This is a genomic window from Spartinivicinus ruber (genome assembly GCF_011009015.1).
In the GTDB taxonomy this organism is placed as follows: domain Bacteria; phylum Pseudomonadota; class Gammaproteobacteria; order Pseudomonadales; family Zooshikellaceae; genus Spartinivicinus; species Spartinivicinus ruber.
In genome coordinates, this window is the sequence record NZ_CP048878.1 from 5,866,392 (window position 1) to 5,890,484 (window position 24,093).

General features: G+C 41.9%; 20 protein-coding genes. 13 read left to right on the forward strand and 7 right to left on the reverse strand.

Annotation, left to right across the window (positions count from 1 at the left end; all coding sequences use genetic code 11):
- Nucleotides 1-145: 145 nt before the first annotated feature.
- Complete coding sequence (locus G4Y78_RS26395) at nucleotides 146-2,386, forward strand: penicillin-binding protein 1A (RefSeq protein ID WP_230425651.1); 2,241 nt, start codon at nucleotides 146-148, stop codon at nucleotides 2,384-2,386.
- A gap of 197 nt (nucleotides 2,387-2,583) precedes the next feature.
- On the opposite strand, the gene G4Y78_RS26400 is transcribed toward G4Y78_RS26395, so the two are convergent.
- From G4Y78_RS26400 to rpmE, 4 genes are all read right to left on the reverse strand, one after another.
- Nucleotides 2,584-3,849 carry a malic enzyme-like NAD(P)-binding protein gene (locus tag G4Y78_RS26400; RefSeq protein ID WP_163835950.1) on the reverse strand — a complete coding sequence of 422 codons (1,266 nt, stop codon included), beginning with the start codon at nucleotides 3,847-3,849 and terminating at the stop codon, nucleotides 2,584-2,586.
- A gap of 111 nt (nucleotides 3,850-3,960) precedes the next feature.
- Nucleotides 3,961-5,397, reverse strand: coding sequence for a M48 family metalloprotease (locus G4Y78_RS26405; RefSeq protein WP_163835951.1), 1,437 nt, complete (start codon nucleotides 5,395-5,397; stop codon nucleotides 3,961-3,963).
- 26 nt (nucleotides 5,398-5,423) lie between these two features.
- Nucleotides 5,424-6,218 carry a thermonuclease family protein gene (locus tag G4Y78_RS26410; protein WP_163835952.1) on the reverse strand — a complete coding sequence of 265 codons (795 nt, stop codon included), beginning with the start codon at nucleotides 6,216-6,218 and terminating at the stop codon, nucleotides 5,424-5,426.
- 4 nt (nucleotides 6,219-6,222) lie between these two features.
- Nucleotides 6,223-6,438 carry a 50S ribosomal protein L31 gene (gene rpmE, locus G4Y78_RS26415; RefSeq protein WP_163835953.1) on the reverse strand — a complete coding sequence of 72 codons (216 nt, stop codon included), beginning with the start codon at nucleotides 6,436-6,438 and terminating at the stop codon, nucleotides 6,223-6,225.
- A 135-nt stretch (nucleotides 6,439-6,573) separates the two neighbouring features.
- Here rpmE and G4Y78_RS26420 point away from each other — a divergent pair, with 135 nt between their 5' ends.
- Both G4Y78_RS26420 and G4Y78_RS31455 read left to right on the forward strand, forming a co-directional pair.
- A complete protein-coding gene (locus G4Y78_RS26420; protein ID WP_329604916.1) occupies nucleotides 6,574-8,928 on the forward strand; it encodes a primosomal protein N' in 2,355 nt (784 codons plus the stop codon).
- Between the two features lie 176 nt (nucleotides 8,929-9,104).
- The gene (locus tag G4Y78_RS31455) at nucleotides 9,105-10,655 is read left to right on the forward strand and encodes an Ig-like domain-containing protein (RefSeq protein ID WP_163835954.1); all 1,551 of its coding nucleotides are present in this window, start codon (nucleotides 9,105-9,107) and stop codon (nucleotides 10,653-10,655) included.
- Between the two features lie 145 nt (nucleotides 10,656-10,800).
- Here the strand turns inward: G4Y78_RS31455 and argS are convergent, their stop codons facing one another.
- Nucleotides 10,801-12,543 carry an arginine--tRNA ligase gene (argS, locus tag G4Y78_RS26430; protein WP_163835955.1) on the reverse strand — a complete coding sequence of 581 codons (1,743 nt, stop codon included), beginning with the start codon at nucleotides 12,541-12,543 and terminating at the stop codon, nucleotides 10,801-10,803.
- 365 nt (nucleotides 12,544-12,908) lie between these two features.
- Here argS and G4Y78_RS26435 point away from each other — a divergent pair, with 365 nt between their 5' ends.
- The 3 genes from G4Y78_RS26435 to hslU all read left to right on the forward strand — a co-directional run bounded on the left by G4Y78_RS26435 (nucleotide 12,909) and on the right by hslU (nucleotide 15,732).
- Nucleotides 12,909-13,550, forward strand: coding sequence for an SPOR domain-containing protein (locus G4Y78_RS26435; protein ID WP_163835956.1), 642 nt, complete (start codon nucleotides 12,909-12,911; stop codon nucleotides 13,548-13,550).
- Nucleotides 13,551-13,820: 270 nt separating this feature from the next.
- A complete protein-coding gene (hslV, locus tag G4Y78_RS26440; protein ID WP_163835957.1) occupies nucleotides 13,821-14,363 on the forward strand; it encodes an ATP-dependent protease subunit HslV in 543 nt (180 codons plus the stop codon).
- Between the two features lie 28 nt (nucleotides 14,364-14,391).
- Nucleotides 14,392-15,732, forward strand: coding sequence for an HslU--HslV peptidase ATPase subunit (gene hslU, locus G4Y78_RS26445; protein ID WP_163835958.1), 1,341 nt, complete (start codon nucleotides 14,392-14,394; stop codon nucleotides 15,730-15,732).
- Between the two features lie 62 nt (nucleotides 15,733-15,794).
- Here the strand turns inward: hslU and G4Y78_RS26450 are convergent, their stop codons facing one another.
- Nucleotides 15,795-16,682, reverse strand: a complete 888-nt coding sequence (locus G4Y78_RS26450; RefSeq protein ID WP_230425652.1) for an extracellular solute-binding protein — start codon at nucleotides 16,680-16,682, stop codon at nucleotides 15,795-15,797.
- Nucleotides 16,683-16,820: 138 nt separating this feature from the next.
- Nucleotides 16,821-17,543, reverse strand: a complete 723-nt coding sequence (locus tag G4Y78_RS26455) for a hypothetical protein (RefSeq protein ID WP_163835959.1) — start codon at nucleotides 17,541-17,543, stop codon at nucleotides 16,821-16,823.
- A gap of 185 nt (nucleotides 17,544-17,728) precedes the next feature.
- Here G4Y78_RS26455 and G4Y78_RS26460 point away from each other — a divergent pair, with 185 nt between their 5' ends.
- The 7 genes from G4Y78_RS26460 to hutF all read left to right on the forward strand — a co-directional run bounded on the left by G4Y78_RS26460 (nucleotide 17,729) and on the right by hutF (nucleotide 24,072).
- Complete coding sequence (locus G4Y78_RS26460; protein WP_163835960.1) at nucleotides 17,729-18,346, forward strand: hypothetical protein; 618 nt, start codon at nucleotides 17,729-17,731, stop codon at nucleotides 18,344-18,346.
- A 161-nt stretch (nucleotides 18,347-18,507) separates the two neighbouring features.
- Nucleotides 18,508-19,368: a hypothetical protein gene (locus G4Y78_RS26465; protein WP_163835961.1), complete on the forward strand. Its 861-nt coding sequence runs from the start codon at nucleotides 18,508-18,510 to the stop codon at nucleotides 19,366-19,368.
- Nucleotides 19,369-19,495: 127 nt separating this feature from the next.
- Nucleotides 19,496-19,882 carry a gamma-butyrobetaine hydroxylase-like domain-containing protein gene (locus G4Y78_RS26470; RefSeq protein WP_163835962.1) on the forward strand — a complete coding sequence of 129 codons (387 nt, stop codon included), beginning with the start codon at nucleotides 19,496-19,498 and terminating at the stop codon, nucleotides 19,880-19,882.
- Nucleotides 19,883-19,896: 14 nt separating this feature from the next.
- Nucleotides 19,897-20,661 (forward strand): bifunctional demethylmenaquinone methyltransferase/2-methoxy-6-polyprenyl-1,4-benzoquinol methylase UbiE, encoded by a 765-nt coding sequence (ubiE, locus tag G4Y78_RS26475; RefSeq protein ID WP_163835963.1) that lies wholly within the window; start codon nucleotides 19,897-19,899, stop codon nucleotides 20,659-20,661.
- A 43-nt stretch (nucleotides 20,662-20,704) separates the two neighbouring features.
- The gene (locus G4Y78_RS26480; protein ID WP_163835964.1) at nucleotides 20,705-21,349 is read left to right on the forward strand and encodes a ubiquinone biosynthesis accessory factor UbiJ; all 645 of its coding nucleotides are present in this window, start codon (nucleotides 20,705-20,707) and stop codon (nucleotides 21,347-21,349) included.
- A gap of 519 nt (nucleotides 21,350-21,868) precedes the next feature.
- Entirely contained in the window at nucleotides 21,869-22,708 is an 840-nt protein-coding gene (locus tag G4Y78_RS26485; RefSeq protein ID WP_163835965.1) for an N-formylglutamate amidohydrolase, read from the forward strand.
- 2 nt (nucleotides 22,709-22,710) lie between these two features.
- The gene (hutF, locus tag G4Y78_RS26490; protein WP_163835966.1) at nucleotides 22,711-24,072 is read left to right on the forward strand and encodes a formimidoylglutamate deiminase; all 1,362 of its coding nucleotides are present in this window, start codon (nucleotides 22,711-22,713) and stop codon (nucleotides 24,070-24,072) included.
- Nucleotides 24,073-24,093 lie beyond the last annotated feature (21 nt).

Below are 24,093 nucleotides of genomic sequence, written 5' to 3' on the forward strand. Positions count from 1 at the left end.
ACGCTTAGCCATTCAATTTCGTAGGATCTAGAGGAAAGTTGTGACATTTATCAGATTTTTACTATGGGCTACTTTTCTTTCAATATGTGGCACATTCCTCATTTTAGCGAGCGCTTTCTTATACCTTAGCCCTGGTCTGCCGGATGTGGAAACTTTAAGAGAGGTTAAATTACAAACACCTCTGCGAGTTTACTCTGCTGACCAGAAACTCATTGCTGAGTTTGGTGAAAAGCGTCGAACCCCTATCAAGTATAGCGACCTGCCAGAACTTTTAATTAAAGCTTTTGTTGCAGCAGAAGATAATCGTTTTTACAGCCATCATGGTGTTGACCCTAAAGGTTTAGCCAGGGCGGCGGTTGAGTTGCTGCAAAGCGGCTCGATTAGAACAGGGGGAAGCACTATCACCATGCAGGTAGCAAGAAACTTCTTTCTCAGCCGGGAAAGGGTCTTCTCCCGTAAGTTCAACGAAATCTTGTTGGCTTTACAAATTGAGCGCGAGCTATCTAAAGAGGAAGTTCTTGAGCTTTACTTGAACAAAATTTATCTGGGCAACCGCGCTTATGGTGTAGCTGCTGCCGCTCAGGTTTATTACGGCAAAGACCTCAATGAGCTTAGCCTGGAAGAAATAGCTATGATCGCCGGCCTACCCAAAGCGCCGTCCCGATATAACCCCATTGTCAATCCAGAACGCGCTCTAGAGAGGCGTAACTGGATTTTGCACCGTATGAATGAACTGGGTTTTATTAATGATCAGCAATTTCAGCAAGCCTCCAACACATCAGCAGTTGCCAAATATCATGGACTGACCATTGAACTTTACGCACCTTATCTTGCTGAAATGGTGAGGAAAGCCATGGTTGATCGTTATGGCCCTAGCGCTTACACAGATGGCTATTCGGTTTATACGACTATATCCAGTAGTAATCAGCTAATGGCAACTCAAGCGCTGCAGGATGGCCTTGTGGAGTATGAATGGCGTCATGGTTACCGTGGCCCAGAAAAGCAAATGCCTCCTGAAGCAGGCTTTGATCTGGAAAAGTGGCAGCAGGCGCTTAACAAAGTATCCCCTATTGGCCGATTAGTACCTGCAATTGTTACTAGCCTCGATGAAAATTCAGCTACTGTGCTAACTGATAGCGGAGAGCAAACACTAAGCTGGGATGGGTTGAAATGGGCACGCCTCCATAAAACCGTTAACAGCTTAGGTCCCGCACCCAAAAAAGCAGCCGACGTACTTGCTGTTGGTGATTTAATTCGGACTATTCAGGTTGATAAAACACTTTATCTAGCGCAAATTCCTAAAGTCCAGGGAGCCTTAGTATCACTGAGACCGTCAGATGCTGCAGTAAAGGCTTTAGTTGGCGGGTTTGATTTTAACCTCAGTAAATTTAACCGAGCGACTCAAGCAGCACGACAACCTGGCTCTAACTTTAAGCCTTTCTTGTATAGTGCCGCTCTCGAGAATGGATACACAGCTGCCAGTACTGTTAATGATGCCCCTATCATTTACAACGATACAAGCACGAATAAAGCCTGGCGCCCCAAAAACTCTAGTGGTAAATTTCTTGGACCTACTCGCTTGCGTAAAGCGCTGTACCAGTCCCGCAACCTAGTTTCAATACGACTATTACAGGCATTAGGCATTAATAAAATGCTTTCCTATGTCAATAAATTTGGTTTTGATCAAGAGCATTTACCTCGAGACTTATCCTTATCCCTAGGAAGTGGGGCAATGACTCCCATCGACCTAGCTAAAGGCTATGCCAGCTTAGCCAACGGTGGATATCGAGTTGAGCCTTATTTTATTGATCATATTGAGCGCCTAAATAAACCTGTTTATCAAGCCCAGCCTTATCTGGCCGGCTCAGTAGAAGCAGGAGGCGCATTTAAGCCTGCCCCTCGCATTATGGACGAGCGAGCCAATTATATTCTCTACACGATGTTGCAGGACGTAATAAAGCGCGGCACAGGGCGCCGGGCTTTAGTACTGAAACGCTCTGACATTGCAGGAAAAACGGGCACCACCAATGATCAGGTTGATGCTTGGTTTTCTGGCTTTAATGGTGATTTAACCACAACTGTTTGGGTAGGGTATGACCAGCCATCCACTTTAGGTCGTAGAGAGTTTGGTGGTACTGCTGCACTTCCTATCTGGATTAAATACATGGCAAAAGCCTTAGAAGGCAAGTCAGAACGGCCTTTAAAGCAACCTGATGGACTAGTCAAAGTAAAAATAAATGCCAATACTGGCAAGCCTACACAAGCCAGTGCTCATAACACTATTTTCGAGATATTCAGAACGGAATTCGTCCCTAAGTATGACCCATCAAGTGAACTACCTGGGTTAGATGATGAGGGGGCATTAAAAACCGAAGATATCTTCTAGTATATCCTTCGCGAGTGAATTTTAAGGGGTGTTGTTGTCGTTCTTCACCCCAGTCACCTATTTATAGGCTCATAGGGCTTCATCACTTTGACGGCCTACCCTAAAAAACACTCACTTTGGCTAAAATTTTATAATAAACAACCCAATAAAGAAGCCTCCACTTGGAGGCTTCTTTATTTATAAGCATTAACTAGAAATTATTTGATATCAGCAATACTCTTTAACGGGTAGTGCTCAGGGTAAGGTGCTTTCGCCACACCAGACATTTCTGCTGCTTTAGCCACTGCACCAGCAACTTCACCCAGCAATCGAGAATCCATTGGCTTAGGAATAATATACTCCCGCCCATAAGTCATTTTCTCACCGCCATAAGCTTTAATCACTTCCTCTGGCACTGGCTCTTTTGCCAAGTTCTTGATGGCATGAACAGCCGCTATCTTCATTTCCTCATTGATCACAGTCGCTCGGACATCTAACGCACCTCGAAAAATAAAGGGAAAGCCAAGTACATTGTTTACCTGGTTTGGATAATCAGAACGACCGGTTGCCATAATCACATCTGGGCGGGTTTGTTTTGCTAATTCTGGCTTAATTTCAGGATCAGGGTTAGAGCAAGCAAATACAATTGGGTTTTCAGCCATTTTGGCAAGCTGCGCTGCCTTTAACAAATCTGGACCTGATAAACCGAGGAATACATCAGCCCCTTCAATAGCATCATCCAATGTCCGTTTATCAGTATCATTAGCAAAAGCTGCTTTATACTGGTTCAAGTCATCACGGCCACTGTGAATGACACCTTTACGGTCCAGCATCAAGATATTTTCTGGCCTCATTCCACAACTGATTAATAACTTAGTACAAGCGACAGCAGCAGCTCCAGCACCCAAGCATACCATTTTTGCATCTTCAATGGTTTTACCCGCTATTTCTAAGGCATTAAGCATGCCTGCCGCGGTAACAATCGCAGTACCGTGTTGGTCATCATGAAAAATAGGCACTTTACACTTTTCAATAAGTGCTTTTTCAATTTCAAAGCACTCAGGGGCTTTAATATCTTCTAAGTTAATTCCACCAAAAGTGTCTGCTATGCGTTTGACTGTATCAATAAATGCCTGAGGACTTTCTGAGTCTACTTCGATATCAATCGAATTAACGCCCGCGAACTTTTTAAATAAAAGACTCTTGCCTTCCATTACAGGTTTACTGGCCAACGCACCCAAATTACCTAAACCTAGAATTGCTGAGCCATTACTAATAACAGCAACAAGGTTACCTTTTGCTGTGTATTTGTAAGCAGCCTCTGGGTCTTTAGCGATTTCACGCACGGGCTCTGCTACACCTGGACTATAAGCCAAGGAGAGATCTCGTGAGGTTTCTGCTGAAGTGGTTAGTTCAATACTGATTTTCCCTGGCTTGGGATAGGCGTGATAATCAAGTGCGGCTTGTTTCATATCCTCAGACATGGCGATGATTCCAGTTGTTTATTTTGTGGGAAGAAGCATATAAAAAAGGGGGGGGCCTAACAAGCTGGTAACTTCCGCAATTAGGCTTTTGCAAAACTACTGCGCTTGCAACTACTGTATTACTTTTAGCCACTCACCCGCTTTTGGCTCACCACTAGGATAGTAGTGATTTAGCAGCCGTAGTTGCTCAACTGAATATTCTGTTAAAGCACTACGTTTAGCTAGTCGGGCAAAGCTTTCACCACGTTTTGCACGAGTTAACCTAACTCTTAAGCCTTCCGCTTTTTTATAATCTTTGCGTGGCAATACTTGAAAGCTATGAATGGCCTCTAACATTAGTGGATCATAATTAGAGAAATAGCGGCTTTGTTTAGTAGCACCTACTAATAAAAATACTTTCCCTTTATAGTAAATAATCGCTACTCGTTTTGGTTGTCCCTGAAAACCAGATTTGGCAATTGCTGAGTAGCCCTTTATCTGTGACTTTTGAATAGCATGCCCACCCAGCATTTGGTCGCTACCAATTAACTCACGAACATACTCCACTGGTTGTACCTGGTTTTTAATAGGCAGCAGTTTCATTGCTAGTATTGCTTGCTCATTTGGAGATAAAGCAACGACACTATCCGGGTTATTTTGAATCTTCCAGCCCTTGGGAAAAGTCATCTTCAAATCCATAGGCTTATGTAAAAAGTCCCGTCCTACTCTTACCCCTGCTTGAGTGCTATCACCAAATGCCAAACCATCAATTGCCCGTAAATAGCGCTCTCGCCCATCATCACCCGACACTTGGGGCACACTATTGACTACCTGTTGCAAACGCTCATCATGGCGTGGATGGGTGGCAAAAACCCCATGATAAGAAACTGGCTCTCGGCCTTCTGCTCTAGCCTTTTTCGCTGAAAATGTTGACTGGTCTTTTAACACCCCAATCACATTAATCATTGCCTGAGGGTTATAGTTTGCATTAGCCAGATACTCAGCGCCTAACCGATCAGCTTCTAACTCATGCTCCCGTCCATACCCTCTTACTACCGCCGTTCCTAATAAGTTCGTGAGATCTCCTGCCATACCTACACCTGTATAAGCAGCTACCACCTGACCTAACACACTGGTTGCAAAGCTAGCGCTATGCTGACGAACACTGTGCCTAGCTGTGACATGACCAATTTCATGAGCCAAAACAGCAGCTAAGTCAGCTTCAGAATTAAGATAAGCCATCAGTCCCCGATGGATATAGATATACCCTCCTGGCAAAGCAAAAGCGTTTATGTCTGGTGTGTCGACGATAGTAAATTGATAAACAATATTAGGCCGATGGCTTCTGGAGGCAATACGCTGACCAACCCTTTGCACATATGCCTGAAGCTTTTTATCTGGATAAATCGGCAATTGCTGGCTAACCTGCTGCGCATGGCGGCGACCAGTGGAAATTTCATCACTTTCAGACATCATGACAAAGTCACGATTGCCCGTCGCGGGGTTAACAGCACAGCCTGAAAGCAAGGCAGCCAATAAAACAAAAGAAATCGCTAATAAACGACACATTAGAGACATTCCTACCTCAGTGACCTTTATTTAAATATGATCGCCGCTGGATGAAAAACTTTCATCATCCACCGCTTCCTCCCTCGTTTAAGTTTACGCCCCTTTGCCCTGCGGTCAATCAGCCAGCCTCTCACTTCGATTAAACGACCCTGCGCTTGTTTAAGTGTACTTCCACTGAAGTATTTTTTGCTGGCCTTAGGAATAAACAGCACTAGCTCCCCCACCAAATCCACCCATATACCATTTGCAGAGTGACTAACCTTTTCCACCCTGCCGGTTACTAAGCTAAAGCCAGACTTGTTGATGTTTATTGAGTCAGCTGAATTATAATGATGCCATAGACCACTTCGCTGGTGTCTAGCTTGTTGTTCTATTTTAATTAAGCAGGAAAGCAACTCTAAATTAGGAGGTATTGCCAGATAAAACGCCGCACCTTGGGCCACTAAGAACTCACTTAGCAACTTACCATCACTACGTGCAACATAAGCTAAGGTTCGACCATAGTGATCTTTTGGCTGCTTCCCTCGCTGCAGTTTAATGGCGTGCTGACCATTGAAAAAAGCTTTTGCTTGCTGAGTGGCTTGGTTAGCAAAAAGCTCTGCTGGTCTATTATCAGTTGATTGTTCTGGCGTGTTTACACCAATCAGTCTAACTTTTTCACCGTCTGACAATAGTAGCGTATCGCCATCTAACACTTTAGCCAGTGTCGCAGAATGCCAAGGGCCTTTTAGCTGACAACTATTTTTAGCCCAACTTGCAGAAAAAATTTGGACAACAAAAAAGGCGCTAATCAGTAGCGCCTTTTTTGAGCTGAAATGCATGATTTTACTTCTTAAGACCACGCACAGAGAAACGCTTGTTAAACCGTTCAATACGACCACCAGTGTCTAGTACTTTCTGTTTGCCAGTATAGAAAGGGTGACACGCAGAACAAACGTCTAGGTGAATATCCTTGCATAGAGTAGAGCTAGTTTTGATTTCATTGCCACAGCTACAAGTTGCAGTAATTTCTTCGTAATTTGGATGAATATCAGCTTTCATGGATTATTCCTCAGGGAACTGTACCGCCACTTGATCAACTCTCAAAACCTCTGATTCGCCGTCAAGCACCGCACGAAAATTCTGTCTTTTAAATTAGACCGCGCATCTTACCAGAGTGCACTAAATAAGCAAGCTGTGCGCACTAAGGATTTAAGTTTTCAGGACTGGTATACAAGCATTGGCTCACGTACCAACTTCTGTCAAGATAGTGGTTTTTCCCAGCCCAGTAGCCATCACTCAATGAGCCAGCAAGACTCTCAGGCACCAGACGTATTTTTACAAGTTGCTCTTCCCGTACCCTTTAGACGCCTATTTGATTATTTACAACCCTGTCAAAAGGATAACCAACCTTTACAGCCAGGCATTCGAGTAAAGGTCAGTTTTGGTAATCGCCAGCTTATTGGGGTGCTAATTGCCATCAGTCAACAGTCAGACTGGCCAACTGACAAACTAAAGCCTGTACTTGAACTGATTGACAAGCAGCCTATTATTCCAGATGACTTGCTCAAGTTATGTCAGTGGACAGCCAAATACTACCACCACAGCCTCGGAGAAACTCTTCAAGTCGCTCTGCCTGCTGTACTGAGACAGGGTAAAACATCCAATTATGGCACTAGCATACGTTATAATACAGTTACTGCTAATCAAGATCAGACTATCGCCCTATCCCGCGCACCTAAGCAGTTAGCTGCTTATAAAACCCTTTTAGAGCACCCAGCAGGTCTTACCCTAGCTGGTCTGAAAGGGCTTGGTATCGCCAACCACATTATTCAGGGATTAAAACAAAAGCAGTTAATTGAGGAAGTGGAAACTACTGAACCCACACTCATCAAACCCTGGCCCAGTAGCTTACTATATGAACCAGCACTCACACTCAATCAATCACAGCAACAAGCAGTCACTACAGTAACCAATCAACTGAACCAGTTTCACTGTTTTCTCTTAAAAGGGGTGACTGGCAGTGGTAAAACAGAAGTGTATTTACAAATTATTGAGGCTTGTTTAAAGCAAAAATGCCAAGCTTTGATACTGATACCTGAAATTGGTTTAACCCCACAAACCTTACAACGGTTTAAAGCCAGATTCAGTGTACCAATAGTTGCACTACACTCAAACTTAACAGATTTGGAGCGCTGGCAAGCCTGGCAAACAGCCTCATCAGGGCAGGCAGGGATCATCATTGGTACTCGCTCAGCGATTTTTACCCCAATGGCAAAGCCAGGCGTGATCATTATCGATGAAGAACACGACAGCTCTTTCAAGCAGCAAGACAATCTGCGCTACTCCGCCAGAGATGTAGCCGTTTATCGAGCCAACCAATTACAGATTCCAATCGTGCTGGGCTCTGCAACCCCATCATTAGAGTCACTATTTAATGTATCTGCAGGCCGGTATCAAAAGCTAGAGTTACCTGACCGAGCCGGTGATGCAGAACCACCCTCTATTAACATGCTGGATTTGAAAGGTAAGCCCCTTTCCGATGGTTTAGCCGTCGACTTACAGCCTGTAATCGCTAGCCATTTAAATGCAGGCAATCAAGTGCTGGTCTTTATTAATCGGCGGGGTTTTGCACCAACATTGATATGTCATGAATGTGGCTGGTTGGCAGATTGTGGCCAGTGCGATGCCCATTTAACTCTACATCGCTACCCCCCTTTATTGCGTTGTCATCACTGTGGTGTTGAGGAAAACATTCCCCACCTATGCCCAAAGTGTCAGCAAAATAGCTTGCATCCAGTCGGCACAGGAACAGAACGCTGCGAGGCAACCCTAAATCAATGGTTTCCAGATATTGAGTTAATCCGCATTGATCGTGACACTACCCAGCGCAAATACGCGATGCAGGAGTTACTTGAAAAAGTCCATCAAGCAAAACCTGCCATTTTATTAGGCACTCAAATGCTGGCCAAAGGCCATCATTTTCCTAAAGTGAGCTTAGTGGTTGTTGTCGATGCAGATAGCGGGCTGTTCAGTAGTGATTTTCGTGGTGTTGAAAAACTCATCCAGCTGCTTACCCAGGTAGCAGGGCGAGCAGGCAGAGCAGCTACTCAAGGTGAAGTAATCATTCAAACCCACCAGCCAAATCACCCTATGTTGCAACTTCTCCAAGCAAGCCGGCATGATGAAATGACACAATCACTTCTCAATGAAAGACAGCGACTATTGCTTCCGCCGTTTGGTTACATGGTGTTGTTTCGAGCCGAGTCCTCCTACCAGCAAAAAGCAGAAGCATTACTGAACGAAGCTTACCTATGTACTCAACAGGCTGAAGCCAGTTATGACACATTCAAAAGTGTTGAAGTACTTGGCCCATTACCTGCTCCAATGGAAAAGCGACAGGGCCGATTTCGCTATCAGCTGGTAATCCAAGCTCAACATCGCCAGCCTTTACACCAACTAACTAGCTTGATTACCCAACATCTAGAAAATAGCAAACTCAGTCGCCAAGTTCGTTGGTCAGTTGATGTGGACCCTCAAGATATGAACTAAAACTGTGATTGAGTTGGTAGTTTAAGCTGCACTCACGTTAACTCATTCACAGTTCAGAGTTACTTACCTGGTAGCCTCCATCACCCAAACTAATGTTAAAGCATAATCACAAGAAAAAAGCCCGCCCAGCATATGCCTGATAAGGACGGCCCAAAAAAATCATGGAGGATTTTACAATGGGTATGCTTAATTTTATTTCTGAACACACCACGACAGAAGCTCAAGAACGCATTATCAATTTGGCTGGTAGTAGTGGATTTGCCCCTAACTTTGTAGCACTGTTGAATACCTCAACTCCAAACTCTTATGCAGCCATTCAGCAGCTAATCGATGAAGGAGCAGATCCTAGCAAGCTACTACCAGCTACTCATGCCATTAGAAGCTATTCATTTAGGCAAGAGCTGTTATCTGAAGGCACCAAAGAGGTGGCTTACATTTTGCGTGACGGTAATGATACTATCGCCAGCAGCGGCTTTCAGACAGCATCTTTTACTTATGAACTGAAAACACCCGGACAGAATGAAGAGTTTTCAATAGTACTAGTCTCACCCAAGCACAGTTTTGAACCACTAGCGCCACCCCTTCCGCTTCCTGTGATTACCCCACCAGAGCCACCTATTTCAGAGCCTATACCTCCAACTTCTAAAAAACCAACACCAGAACCATCTGAGCCTGAGCCACCTACTTCCGAGAAACCAACACCTGAGGAGCCTGATGAACCTGAACCAGGCTCTGAAACACCCGACTCAGAAGCTCCAGACATTATTACGCCTGTCGTAACTCATATTTCAATAGACACCGGTAACCCCTTTGATGGCATTACTTCTGACAACACGCTTTATTTTTTCGGCACAGCAGGGGAACACTGTACTATTGAAGTTTTTATTGATGGTGTGAGTATTGGTTTTACGATTTCAAATGGCCAAGGTATGTGGGTTCTGGATTATACAAAAAATGTCTTACCTGATGGCGACTACACTATTACTGCCCAAAGTACTAATTTAAATGGCACTAAAAGCCCTGTTTCAGAAAACTTCCCCATCACAGTTGATACAGAGAAACCTATAGAGCCTGAGTTATGGGATATTCGAGGTGAAAATGGTAACAGTGCTGGTGATGGTTTTATTGATGATGATCAGCTGATATTCAGTGGCAAAGCTGAACCTGAAGCAACTATCGAGCTATTTTTAGATGGCACCAGCATCGGTACTACAACAACAGATTCTGAGGGAAATTGGGTTTTCGATAACACTCATATCAACCTAGCTGACGGTAGCTACACCCTAACGCTGACTAGTTTTGACAAAGCTGGAAACAGCACACCAATGCCCTATGAAGTGCCGTTTGAAGTAAATACAGCTAATCATGACCTAGTAAGTAACAGTAATTTTTTAGTTGAAAGCGACAATCTATTTACCCCCGCGACAGAAACCAACCAATCCAACAAAAATCAATACGATAACAATAACCAGCCAAACAACTCACAAACCGTCGAAGAGCCTACTGTATCAAGCTTTGCTCTGCCTGAGCCACTTAATTTACAGGACGTACTATCAGACCAAATAACTGAGGCTAACCAACTAATTCCAATAGCCAATCAATCCTCCGAACTACCATCAACAGCAAGTAATGATGAGCACCATAATAACGCTCTTCTAGTAAATAATCACAATAATTTGATGGATAGTTTATTGGAAAACTACGAACAAAATGTCTTGCATGGTTAGAAGAATTAATAGTTTTAGCAATAAAATGTGACAGTTAATTTCATGTTACTAATGAAATAAGGCTAAATAAACAATTCAGAAAATCAGCATCCATGCCACATAAGGTTCTGAATCATTTATTTAGCCCTTGCAAAGAAACTACTAATTACATCTGATCTACTGTTTCAATCCCTAATACATCTAAACCAATTTTCAAGGTTTTTGCTACTAATGCGCACAACAGTAGTCGGCTATTTTTAATATCAGCCGGAACGCCTTCTTTATTGACCGGGCACTTTTCATAAAAGCTCATAAAGCTACCTGCCAGGTCATAAAGATAACCACATAACAAATGTGGCAGACCTTCTAAAGCAACTGCATCAATGGTTTCATGAAGCCTTAGCAACTGGATAGCCAACTGTCGTTCTGATGGCTCTGCCACCTGAATATCGCCTTCTAATGATTGCGAATCAACACCAGCTTTACGGAAAATACTTTGAATACGTGTGTAGGCATACAATAAATAAGGTGCCGTATTGCCATCAAGGGCTAACATATTATCCCAGCTAAACACATAATCGCTGGTACGGTTTTTTGATAAATCCGCATACTTAACAGCACCCATTGCTACTGCTTGAATGACCTTAACTTTCTGTTCTTCATCCAGGTTAGTGCCTTTATCTGCAAGCACTACTGCAGCGCGCTCTTCAGCTTCATCTAGAAGCTCAGCCAGCTTAACCACTCCACCTTCTCTGGTTTTAAAAGGCCGACCATCTTCGCCTAACATCATGCCAAACGCGTGGTGCTCCAATGAACATTTTTTACTCACAAAACCTGCTTGGTGACCTATCGCAAAAACCTGTTGAAAATGCTGAGACTGACGGGCATCGACATAATAAAGTACCCGATCTGCATGCAGGGTTAAGCACCGATGGCGAATTGCAGCCAAATCAGTTGTTGCATATAAATAGCCACCATCTTTTTTCTGAATTATTACCCCCATTGGGTCACCATCTTTGGTTTTGAATTGATCCAGAAATACGACTTTAGCTCCCTTGTCTTCTTTTAATAGACCTTTGTCTGACAGAATATTAACGATGTTAGGCAAGTCATCGTTATACGCACTTTCGGCCATTACATCATTACGTGTTAATGACACATTAAGCCGCTCATACACCTCTTCACTATGTGATAGTGAAATATCTATGAACCGCTGCCATAGATTCTTACAGTGCTCGTCACCAGCTTGCAGTTTAACTACATATTCACGGGCTTGATCAGCAAACTCTGTGCTTTCATCAAACAGCTTTTTGGCTTCCCGGTAAAAATTTTCCAGGTCAGACAGCTCCATGGAGAGTGCATCAGGGTTTTCAGAACTAAGCTTTTCCATATAAGCGATCAGCATGCCGAACTGAGTTCCCCAGTCCCCCACATGGTTTTGCCGAACTACTTTGTGCCCCAAAAATTCCAACGTTTTCGCCATAGCATCGCCAATAATAGTGCTACGCAAGTGGCCCACATGCATCTCTTTCGCCAGGTTAGGAGCAGATAAATCAACTACTATTGTTTGTGGCTTAGCAACTGTCTGAATATTAGCCCGGTCATCTTGTTGAGCTGTGGTCAGCTGACCAGCCATCCAGTCTGGTTTTAAAAACATGTTGATAAAGCCAGGGCCAGCGATTTCAAGCTTATCTACCACATCTTTCAAATCCAGTTTGGCTAACACCAACTCTGCAAACTCTCGAGGATTCATACCTAACTTTTTCGCAACAGGCATGACTCCATTTGCCTGATAATCACCAAAGTTGGCTCGGGAGCTAGGCCTTACTACTCCAGGTGCTCCTTCAGGTGCGCCTGCCGCTACTAGGGCTTCACTTACTTTCGCTTCTAGGTACTGGCGAATATTCATTACAATTCCTTACAAACACTGGGGCTAAGGTCAACATTATGGTACTGGATAAAGGCATACTAGCACGCCCAATCAAAGGATTAAGGACAGCAAGTTATTGCCTGGAGTTGCATCGCTAGGTGTGATTATCGTCGTCGCTTGGCAAACTGCGGCTGCCAGTTGATAAAAGCAACCTGCAAACGTTGGGATAATGAGGAGGATGATTCGTTCATGGAAAAATGGTACCTAAATCCTTGTACTAACTCAATATGACCATATACCTAGTATTAAAAACAAAATTAGTTAATTTTGTGTCAGTAATGATTATGAATGATACACTTACATTCTGAGAAATGAGGAGTATTAAGAGCAATTTATTTGTAACTATGGCTCAATCTAATCGCAAAACCAAAAGCAACTCACCCAAACGAGGTGCCAGCAGAAAAAAAACTGCAGCCAGTAAACCCGCAATGCCGCCTTGGATGTGGTTATTTACAGGTGTTGTAGTTGGACTATTTATTGCGTTATTGTTCAAACTGGCACCTAATGCCGTTGACTTGAAACAAGCTGTAGCAAACAACAGTCAACAGCGTAACCCTACCAAACAACAGTCGGCTAATTCTCAACAGCCGACAAAAGCAGTGTTTGATTTTTATACAATCCTTACTGAGAATGAGACTATTGTTTCAGACCCCGCTCCACCAAAACCAAAGCCCACAGCAAAACCTGTTACCAATCAAAACGACAACAAAGAAGAACAGCCAAAGGCTGTGCAAGCACCGCAGTCAGTTAATGAGAGCTATGTACTTCAAGCAGGCTCATTTCGTAATAAGACAGATGCTGAACGACGTAGAGCACAGCTAATTTTGATGGGGTTATCCGCTCAAACCCAAAGAGTGAATATAAAAAATGGCGAAACCTGGTTCAGAGTGCAGGTTGGACCGTTTAAAACCAAAGACAAACTTGGCAAAGCCAAAACACTACTTGCCAGTAATAAAATAGACTCTTTAGCTGTACGAATCAGGTAACACTTTTACAAACGCTACACCTGCTGCGAGAGCAGCAATGTATCTATTCTAACTCGTATGACTCATCAGGTTATGCTGTTACACAAAGTTACTGTCATACAAAAGTGTAGAAATCTGGTCAATTGCTTGAATTTCAGCAGCTTTCCCCCATATACCTCTAAAATAGTGGTGCATGTTCTCCTGTTAACTAAACTGTAAGAAGTTGTTTCAGCAACTGCTTTTTTGCAAGTTAATGAGTATGCAGCCCTCATCAATGAAGAGGAATCAAGTTTGGAACAATATCGAGGTACGACGATTTTATCTGTTCGTCGTCAAGGTAAAGTAGTTATTGGTGGAGATGGCCAGGTTTCACTAGGCAACACCGTCATGAAAGGTAATGCCAGAAAAGTACGCCGCTTATTTAACGGAAAAGTTATTGCTGGTTTTGCTGGCGGCACTGCCGATGCATTTACTCTATTTGAACGGTTTGAAGCACAGCTTGAAAAACATCAGGGTCATTTGGTGAGATCAGCCGTTGAGCTAGCCAAAGACTGGCGGACTGATAGAGCGTTAAGAAGATTAGAAGCTTTACTGGCAGTGGCTGACGAAAAAGCCTCATTGATTATTACCGGTAATGGAGATGTGATCGAACCAGAAGATAGCCTAATTGCTATTGGCTCTGGCGGTCCTTTCGCCCAGTCTGCCGCAAGAGCACTGCTAGAAAACACCGAGCTAAGCGCACGAGATATTGTGGAAAAAGGATTGGAAATAGCCGCTGACATTTGTATCTACACCAATCACAACCGCACTATCGAAGAACTAGACTGCGAATAACCACTGATCAGTAGCAAACAGGTTTATTATGGCCAACATGACCCCTCGTGAAATCGTCCATGAATTAGACAAACATATAATCGGCCAAAACGAAGCCAAGCGTGCCGTAGCTATTGCTTTGCGGAACCGTTGGCGCCGGATGCAGTTGGACGAAGAATTACGCAATGAAATTACTCCTAAAAATATTTTAATGATTGGTCCTACTGGGGTGGGTAAAACAGAGATTGCCCGCCGTTTGGCCAAATTAGCTAAAGCGCCTTTCATTAAAGTAGAAGCCACAAAATTTACCGAAGTAGGCTACGTAGGTCGCGACGTTGAGTCCATCGTTCGCGATTTAGCAGATGCAGCAATCAAAATGATGCGTGAAGTAGAAATGGAAAAAGTTAAACACCGCGCCCTAGATGCTGCTGAAGATAGAATTCTAGATGCACTACTTCCCCCTGCACGCAGTTTTGAAGAAAATGCAGAAGAAAAGGACAATTCAGCAACTCGTCAAGTTTTTCGTAAAAAATTACGTGAAGGTGAACTGGACGAGCGAGAAATTGATATTGAAGTGCGAGAAAACCCAGTTGGGGTTGAAATTATGGCGCCTCCTGGTATGGAAGAAATGACCAGCCAATTGCAAAGTATGTTCTCTAACATGTCTGGCAGCCGAAAAAAAACCCGTAAAATGAAAATTAAAGATGCTTTCAAACAAGTTCAAGACGAGGAAGCAGCCAAGCTGGTCAATGAAGATGAACTAAAAGCCAGAGCCCTCAATGCTGTCGAACAAAACGGCATAGTTTTCATTGATGAAATCGATAAAGTGGCTAAACGCTCTTCTGGCAGCAATGCCGATGTTTCCCGTGAAGGCGTCCAACGCGACTTACTTCCTTTAATCGAAGGGTGCACGGTAAACACCAAGTTCGGTATGATTAAAACCGACCATATTTTATTTATTGCCTCTGGTGCATTCCACTTATCCAAACCGTCTGATTTAATCCCAGAATTACAAGGCCGCCTACCAATTCGTGTGGAATTAAATGCTCTTTCAGTAGAAGACTTTAAGCGTATTTTAACTGAGCCTGATGCTTCATTAACTGAACAATACCAAGCATTAATAAATACCGAAGGTTTAACTATAGAATTTACTGAAGATGGCATCACCCGAGTAGCTGAGGTCGCTTGGCAAGTAAATGAAAGCACAGAAAATATCGGCGCACGTCGTTTACATACTGTTGTCGAACGACTACTAGAAGAAATTTCCTTTAGTGCAGCAGATTTAGGTACTGAGCAAAATGGTAAGCCATTAAAAATAGATGCAAGCTATGTTGATAAACATCTAGGCAACTTAGCTAAAGACGAAGACTTAAGTCGTTATATTCTGTAGAACTCAAAAAAGCCACCTTAATAAGAGGTGGCTTTTTTACTTTGTTGTATAAGCTTGTTTATTTACTTTTTCCACCCCTCAGACTCGAATATCTTCAATGCTTCTTTAGATTTTAAAAACTCTGCAAATTTGGTTGCTTCTTTGTCTGCCTTTGTTGAGATAGCAATATTCATGTCACGATAAATTCTGCGCTCCGGTTCAATTTCTACATAATCGGTTTTATCCGCATTATTTAGTGCCCAATGAGCCCAAGTAATCCATGCATCCGCTTCTTTCTCTTTAAAAGCCCTGAAACTGGCGCCACTGCCTTTCTCGTATGAAACAATATTGGGCCTAAGCTTTTTCACATCCTCTAATTTACCCAACCGACCAGCAATATCTTCCCAAACACCAGTACCTGAAGTGTTATACACACCTTTACCTTCTGTCACTACCACCTTCATTCCAGGCTTAAGCAAATCTTTAAAACCAGTGATTTTTTTGGGATTACCTTCTTTAACAATAATCACCGCAGGACGAATATAAATAGGCTCAACATCCTTTTCATCAAAAAACTTATAATTTTCAGTAAAAGCTGTCATTGATTGTTCAGATGAGCCAAAAATAATATCCGCTGTTTTTTGTGCATCTTCAGTCCACTTATATTCTGGCCCAAAAACAACTTCAACTTTAGTCCCTGTCTTCTTTTGAAAGGCCTTGCCTGCCCTAATTAAAGCCGTGTGCGGTCCACCTGGACCAAACACCGTCACAACCCCATCTTTAGGCTGATGTTCAATTTTTGGGTTATGTAGAGAAGCCCCACTCACAAAAGTAGATGATAATAAAATCGATAAGCTTAACGGCAGTTTTTTAAAAGAAAGCATAACAGCACCTTTAATAACGATTACTTGAAAGACAACCACAGGAGTAGTTATATAATCGAGATCAAAGCTGTTATTAAAATATTTCAAATAATTAAGCTGCGTCTATTTAATTGAGAGGGAGTTTTCACTTTAGAAAAATAGTGGAAATCCTCGGGAATAAATACTTTTAAACGGCTGTGACCAAACCTAATAAAACAGACACAAGACAGAAAACTACTCCCCTACTTACAACAACCTAGGAGTACAAACCGCTGTTGCAGAGACTCCTGGTCTAAAAAATGAACCCGACAAAACAAATTTACCATTTTTTATAGCAATTCTTACCCAGTCGTAAAAAGCGTCAAATTTCCCTTTGACACTATGTAGAAAACATATTGAGTCATTTGCATTTGTCATGGCCACTTCTGGACTACCGTGATGCCAGGTAAAAGTCTGTGTCAAAAAAATAGATAATGGGTTTTTAACACAACCAGCCCAGGACTCTAATTCTTGACTGATTCCACTACCACCTAAAACCCAGCTGTTATTAATTCGGCTAATATCCACTTGATCTTGATTGCTGTTAAATGCTCCTGCTAAGCCAGTAAAAAAACAACGATGAGTATTACTTGGAACCATTTGAGTGCCACCGCCTTGACTACTTACCCAGTTAAAAGCTGTCAATGAGGAGCTACCATAAAATGAACCCACACACATAGCCCAGCCACCCACTCCCTGCTGATGTGAAGTACCACCTAAATAATATTTACCATTATTTTGATAAACTCTTACAATTTCATTTCTACTTTCAAAAGCCCCTTTAATGCCTGTTAAATAGCAAACATTAAAAGCCGTTAAGCCCATTTGCTGCTCATAGCGCCCCTGTGTCCATTGATATTCTTTGGGTGGTTCAGCAAAGCTAATGATAGAAAAGAAGATCAGAAAGAATAATAGTGTAGTCCTTAACATATGAATAATATCCATTTAATAAGTGAGTTTATTTCAATACCTACAATTTCTCTAGATTAGAACATCATCGATATATCACCAATACAACTCCAAATTAAACTTAGGAACTGCATGAAATAACCCGGTACAGTTATTGCTGGATAGTTACTAACTATCAATTAACGGCAAACAATTACCGCTTAACTATGAACTTAACAACCAATACTCATCCGATTATTGACCATGCCAGGCACGAAGGGAGTAGGCAACCAAAGGTTTCCCCTCAAGGTAATCAGCAGCAAAACGAAGGGAATCAAGCGACAAGTTCTGAGTCCATTCACCTGTCTGGACAAATCAGCTCTTCCAGCCTGAAGTTACACCGTGACTTTAAACTGGCCAACTATCAGTCAGAGCTTCGCCAAACCATTGACTCATTAAAGGCACAGTTGCAGCATACTTTGAAGGAAATGGGGCTAATGGAATCTACCTATCTTAAAGTTTCATTAAATGAAACCAATGAAATTAAAGTAGATTCTTACCTAACACCCGACATGGCTAATGCTATTGCTGCCAAACTGAATAGTGATGAATTATTTACTCAACGCTTTAAGCAACTAGCACAAAACCAACCAACCGTCAGTTACTTGCAAAACGTCACCCAAATCAATCAGGCCTACAATAGCCCCAATAATGTTTTTCAGCAGTTAATGCAGCGATTTCAACCAGGCATGTCATTAGGAGAAGTTTCTCGACACTTACAGTCGATAGTACCTGCCAGTAAAGCAGCCATAACATCATTTGCTTTCGAATTTAACGGCTATTAAACAAATTCTAATGGTGAGTTTTCTTTTTTGAGTTTAAATTTTTTACACCCAACTTACACAACTAATCCAACCTATTGATTAAATTCACGTTTTTCTGCTGGCATTAATAATGCGTGACACTTTTTGAATACCTCAACCAAAAAAATCGTGGAGTTGTACCCATGAAGTGTCGTACGTTATTGGTTGCTGTGGGGTTATTTATAGGAGTTAATAATGCCTACGCAACTTTTATGCCTTGTGATGTCTCAGACATACAACTTAACTTTGTGCAACGATTAGATGGAACTGATCCAGGCACAACAATAAATCCACCTTTCAATGCCAGTGACTGTATTGGTGCATTTGAAGGAAATAACAGTGGGTTTGAAAATCCAACTCTAAACCTAGGTTATGATAATGATGGCTGGTTTAATAAAGAGTCACCGTACTGGCCTGGCTTACCAGCAGCTTTCACGGTAGAAAGTGAGCTACAAGACTTAGACAATGATGGCCAGACTGATGATCCCGGCTGGGTTTATTTAGGTAAAGATGATGGACAAGGTTTTAAAGGGGCGACTAGTACCGATGGTGTAACAAGCTATCAGTTTATTGATGACCTTCTTCTGTTGACTAATTGCAAAGATAAAGATGGAAGCAGTACAGACTGTGTAGGGGGCGATGCAATAATGGGCGACTGGTCCTGGAACCCACCCGCCATTAACCCAGAAGAATTACTGGACTTGCTCGGCGGTATGTTTTTTGATCAGGTGTCAGTCATTTTCAAAAGTTCTAATTACTTTGCTATATATAACTTTAATATAAGTGACCTCGGGCTAGACCCAGTACTTGCAGAGGAATTTAACTTCAAATTCGCCGGAACCTGGGATACCAGTAATACTTTAATTAATAAAGGTGGCAACCCAGCAGGGCTATCTAACATTAGTCTTTGGGCAAGAGACCCAATCATTGACATCCCAACCCCCTCCACATTAGGGCTATTGATGCTATCACTTGCTTTACTTCTACGCCGCAAAGTAATTTAAGTATTGTTAAGAGGTGCTGCTACAACAGCACCTTTTTTGCCTCAATCAAGCAGCTGGAAAAAACCTATCTCTCCAAGCTTTATTTCGGTGTAAACTGGGTTAAATTGTTATTAAAACTGATTTAACCATGGCAACCACAGCACCCATTCCACAAGATATTAAACTGCACAAGCGCTCTAAAACCTTAGAATTGGTTTATTCAGACCAAAGTTACACCCTAGGCTGCGAGTTTCTGCGTGTTCACTCCCCTTCAGCAGAAGTGCGCGGCCACGGTAAACCCATCTTACAAACAGGGAAAAAGCATGTAGCCATTACAGGTATTGATGTAGTGGGTAACTATGCTTTAAAACTTATTTTTGATGATGGTCATGATAGTGGGCTATATACCTGGGAATACTTACACTACTTAAGCCTTAACCAGGATAAACTATGGCAGCAATACTTGGCAGAACTACACCAGGCTGGTGCTAGTCGAGACCCAGACACGAGTGTGGTAAAGTTAGTTGATCTGTAAAATGAGGGCATGTGATGACAAAGCAGCAAGAGCAAACAGAGGATACCACTCACTTCGGCTATCAAACTGTCGCCAAAAAAGATAAGGCCGAAAAAGTAGCTGAGGTTTTCCATTCCGTTGCCCAAAAATACGACATTATGAATGACTTGATGTCATTTGGCGTTCACCGTTTATGGAAGCGGTTTACCATTGAGCTCAGCGCTGTTCGACAAGGTCATCAGGTGCTGGATATTGCTGGTGGCACAGGTGACTTGGCATTCCAATTTGCTAAGTTGGTAGGCCCTGCTGGTCGGGTAGTTTTAGCAGACATTAACAACTCTATGCTGACAGTAGGTAGAGATAAGCTAATCGATCGTGGCATTGTTGATAACACTGAGTTTGTCCAAGCTAATGCTGAGTGCTTACCCTTTGCTGATAATACTTTTAACTGCATCACTATTGCCTTTGGCCTTCGTAATGTAACAGATAAAAATGCAGCATTACGCTCCATGTTACGGGTATTAAAACCTGGTGGTAGACTGCTTGTATTAGAGTTTTCAAAAACTGAAAACCCCTTGCTAAGTAAAGCCTACGACTTATATTCTTTCTCAGTTTTGCCTGCTTTAGGCAAATTGGTGACGAGTGATTCTGACAGTTACCGCTATCTGGCAGAGTCTATTCGTATGCATCCAGACCAAGAAACACTGAAAGAAATGATGGAAGATGCCGGCTTTGTCAGAACTACCTACCATAATTTAACGGGTGGGATTGTTGCCGTGCACAAAGGAATAAAACCTTAAGCACAAAATTGGAAATATGGAGTAATAGGATAGTATTTTTATAATGGCCAGCTCAATTATCACAACTGCCGCTTTTGCTTCAATAGAAACCGCTATTAACCGGATTTTGCGTCTTGATCCGATTGCTTTAGAGCAGCTGGCTAAATTATCCGGAAAAACCCTGTGTATTCAGTGCACTTTACCCCAACTGGTAATTTATCTAGAGCCATCTGCTGAAGGCGTCAGACTGAAAAGCCTCCACGAAGCAGAAGTTACCTGTTGCCTATCTGGCACAGGCCCAGCTTTATTGCAGCTGTTAGTTAGTCAGGATAAGAATAATCAACTGTTTGGCAACTCAGTACAGATTATAGGCAGTAGCGATTTTGCTATGCAAATCCAGCAAATTTTGCAAAATAGCCAACTAGACTGGGAAGGCTGGCTGGCAAAGTATACCGGCCCAGTATTCGCTCATACGCTAGGACAAAGTCTCCGTGGCGGCCTGTCTTTTGCCCAAAAAACCGCTAATACTTTCCAGAAAAACCTTTCTGAATACCTGCAAGAGGAGCTACGCCAACTCCCCTCACGCAACGAAGTAGAATGCTTTTTTGATGATTTAGACGAGTTAAAGCTGGCAACGGACCGGTTAACCGCTAGGGTGAAAAGGTTAGCTGAGCAGTTGGATAAATCAACAACCTCGAAAAATTTGTAGCCAATACATGCTCCAGCCGAATTTAGCTTTAATGGTAACTGCCAGTCTACATCAATTATTAATAAGTGTTTGAACTGATTTAAACGCAAGTTGATTATGCAACGTTGAAGCTGTTGGCATAATAGCCTTTTGCAAATATCTCTCCCATTTTATTTTTGGCCTCGTTAATTAAAGATGTTATCGAAATAATTCGTTAGATTATTTTCACTCAACATCTGAGGACTAAAAAAGATAGGACTAATGGAATGACAAAATGGTTTGTCTAAAAATATTTTGCAGGCATGTTTATTATAATGAATTAATAATATGGATTTTCATTTAAAAGTAAGTAGTTACTTGAAATGCTTTCTAGATAGTTTTTATACTGCCTGCATACACACTTCACTAGTGGTATCTTACTTTTAACACAGAAGTTATCATAAAGACATAGCATCAGGAAACAAGGAAGTTTACACCTCAACTAAAACTATTCTTTTAGAGAATTTACTTGTTTCATTATAAAATTAAAGGGATCGTGATATGCCAACATTAGTGACAGAAAACCAACCGTATACTCTACTTAAACCAGGCGAACTGAAATTACCCATACTGATTAGTGTACCCCACTGTGGCACCTTACTCACCAAAGATTTTACTGAAAGTGTAGCTGACACAGACATATTGAATCTGCCTGATACTGACTGGTTTGTAAATGAGTTATATGACTTTGCCATTCCATTAGGTATTCCCCTGATACATGCAGTTTACTCTCGTTATGTCATTGACCTTAATCGTCAACTGCCTGGTGAAAAGAGCTTATATACAAAAAAAAGTAGAGTCACTGAATTAGTTCCATTATACAGCTTTGATGGACGTCCAATATATAAAGAGGGTATGGAACCAAGCGAGTCAGAGATCTCTCGTAGAGTTGAAAAATATTACCATCCTTATTATCAAAAAATTAGTCAAGTTCTGACTGCTTTACGCCAACAGTTTCCATTAGTCATGCTTTATGACGGCCACAGTATAAAAGGACAAGTTAAATCTATACAGTCAGCCCCATTTGCTGACTATATGCCAGCTAATCGTCAAGGTGTTACTTGCCCTAATGAGTTTATTCAATGTGCCGAAGATATCATTCGTAGCCATCATTGCACCTATTCCTCCAACGGGCCTTTTCAAGGAGGTAATATAACTCGTCACTTTTGTAATCATCAATCCGGCATAATCAGTTTTCAAATGGAAATTAGCCAACGTCTTTATATGGATGAAACCACTGGAGAAAAAATACCATTAGTTTGGAAAAAAACAACGAAAGTTTTACAAGAGATTGTGGAGAACTTTACTGAAATACTGCTAGCCATGAATAAAGGAATATAGTGATGAAGATTTTTCATGCTCAATTATTGTTTGATGGACAACAATGGCTTAAATCAAAATATTTCCAAGTGGACCCAAACGGAATATTCCACGATTTACCGACAACCACGGTTATGAAAGAGCAATGTGAAGAGCTTGGTATTGTTATTCCAGGCTTTATCAATTGTCATTCTCATAGTTTCCAGCGTGCAATGGCAGGCTTGGGAGAAAAGCGTTCCGCTGACCAAAAGCAAGATAGCTTCTGGACATGGCGAGATAAAATGTACCAGTTAGTTCAAACTCTAGACCCTGAATCCTTTAAAACAATTGCAGACTGGTTATATGTAGAGATGTTAGAGTCTGGTTATACATCAGTAGGCGAATTTCATTATTTACATAAAAAACCTAATGGACACGCCTATAATACACCAATTGAAATGGCTCTACAGTTATTGTATGCAGGCGTACAAACAGGCATCAGAATATGTCTCTTACCTGTACTATACCAACAGGGAGGATTTGGTGTTCCATTACAACCAAAGCAACACCCTTTTGGCATGGCTAGCTTAGAAGAATATACTCAATACCATCACTCACTTCATTCACATATTCCAAACGGGTTTCAACTGGGAGTAGCTGCTCATTCAATTAGAGCTATTGATAAGCATACACTACAGGAATTCACAAATATTTATAATAATAAAAATATTCCAATACATATCCATATTGCTGAACAACCAGCGGAAGTTGCCGATGCAATAAAGTTTTATGGTAAGCGACCTGTTGAACTCTTAATTGATAATGTTGAAGTTAATAAAAATTGGAGTTTAATTCATGCCACGCATATTAACTCAGAAGAACTCAAAGGCATTTTAAATGCTGGCGCTACTGTAGGAATATGCCCACTTACCGAAGCTAATCTAGGAGATGGTATTTTTCCAATGAGAGCATATCTTGAGCAAGGTGGTAAGATTGCAATAGGCTCAGACTCTCATATACGTATTGACCCATTTGAAGAGCTGCGTTTAATTGAATACAGCCAACGCTATCAGGACAACGAGCGAGCTTGCTTAGCAAATACCGATTTTTTATCACCTGGGTTAAGGTTAGCCTATGAGTGTTACTTAGGAGGAAAACAATCATTGAAACTAAATATAGGCTCACTTCACGAGGGACACTATGCCGACTTTATCGTACTGAGAGAAGATCACCCAGCAACATTAAGATTAGACACTAATACTTTATGGGACGAATTAATTTTTGCTGGAGGCCGAGAGGTTGTAAAAGACGTTTATACGGGTGGTATAAAAATAGTGTCGCAGGGACAACATATTTTACATGATGAAAAATTATCATCATTAGCAGAGTTATATCATAGCCTTTAATATTACCAAAAGGCTGATTAA

Bases quoted from the DNA above. Each gene is read 5' to 3' on its own strand.
- G4Y78_RS26400 (WP_163835950.1), bottom strand. From the start codon at position 3,849: ATGTCTGAGGATATGAAACAAGCCGCACTTGATTATCACGCCTATCCC.
- G4Y78_RS26405 (WP_163835951.1), bottom strand. From the start codon at position 5,397: ATGTGTCGTTTATTAGCGATTTCTTTTGTTTTATTGGCTGCCTTGCTT.
- G4Y78_RS26410 (WP_163835952.1), bottom strand. From the start codon at position 6,218: ATGCATTTCAGCTCAAAAAAGGCGCTACTGATTAGCGCCTTTTTTGTT.
- rpmE (WP_163835953.1), bottom strand. From the start codon at position 6,438: ATGAAAGCTGATATTCATCCAAATTACGAAGAAATTACTGCAACTTGT.
- G4Y78_RS31455 (WP_163835954.1), top strand. From the start codon at position 9,105: ATGGGTATGCTTAATTTTATTTCTGAACACACCACGACAGAAGCTCAA.
- argS (WP_163835955.1), bottom strand. From the start codon at position 12,543: ATGAATATTCGCCAGTACCTAGAAGCGAAAGTAAGTGAAGCCCTAGTA.
- G4Y78_RS26435 (WP_163835956.1), top strand. From the start codon at position 12,909: ATGGCTCAATCTAATCGCAAAACCAAAAGCAACTCACCCAAACGAGGT.
- hslU (WP_163835958.1), top strand. From the start codon at position 14,392: ATGGCCAACATGACCCCTCGTGAAATCGTCCATGAATTAGACAAACAT.
- G4Y78_RS26455 (WP_163835959.1), bottom strand. From the start codon at position 17,543: ATGTTAAGGACTACACTATTATTCTTTCTGATCTTCTTTTCTATCATT.
- G4Y78_RS26460 (WP_163835960.1), top strand. From the start codon at position 17,729: ATGAACTTAACAACCAATACTCATCCGATTATTGACCATGCCAGGCAC.
- G4Y78_RS26465 (WP_163835961.1), top strand. From the start codon at position 18,508: ATGAAGTGTCGTACGTTATTGGTTGCTGTGGGGTTATTTATAGGAGTT.
- G4Y78_RS26470 (WP_163835962.1), top strand. From the start codon at position 19,496: ATGGCAACCACAGCACCCATTCCACAAGATATTAAACTGCACAAGCGC.
- ubiE (WP_163835963.1), top strand. From the start codon at position 19,897: ATGACAAAGCAGCAAGAGCAAACAGAGGATACCACTCACTTCGGCTAT.
- G4Y78_RS26480 (WP_163835964.1), top strand. From the start codon at position 20,705: ATGGCCAGCTCAATTATCACAACTGCCGCTTTTGCTTCAATAGAAACC.
- G4Y78_RS26485 (WP_163835965.1), top strand. From the start codon at position 21,869: ATGCCAACATTAGTGACAGAAAACCAACCGTATACTCTACTTAAACCA.
- hutF (WP_163835966.1), top strand. From the start codon at position 22,711: ATGAAGATTTTTCATGCTCAATTATTGTTTGATGGACAACAATGGCTT.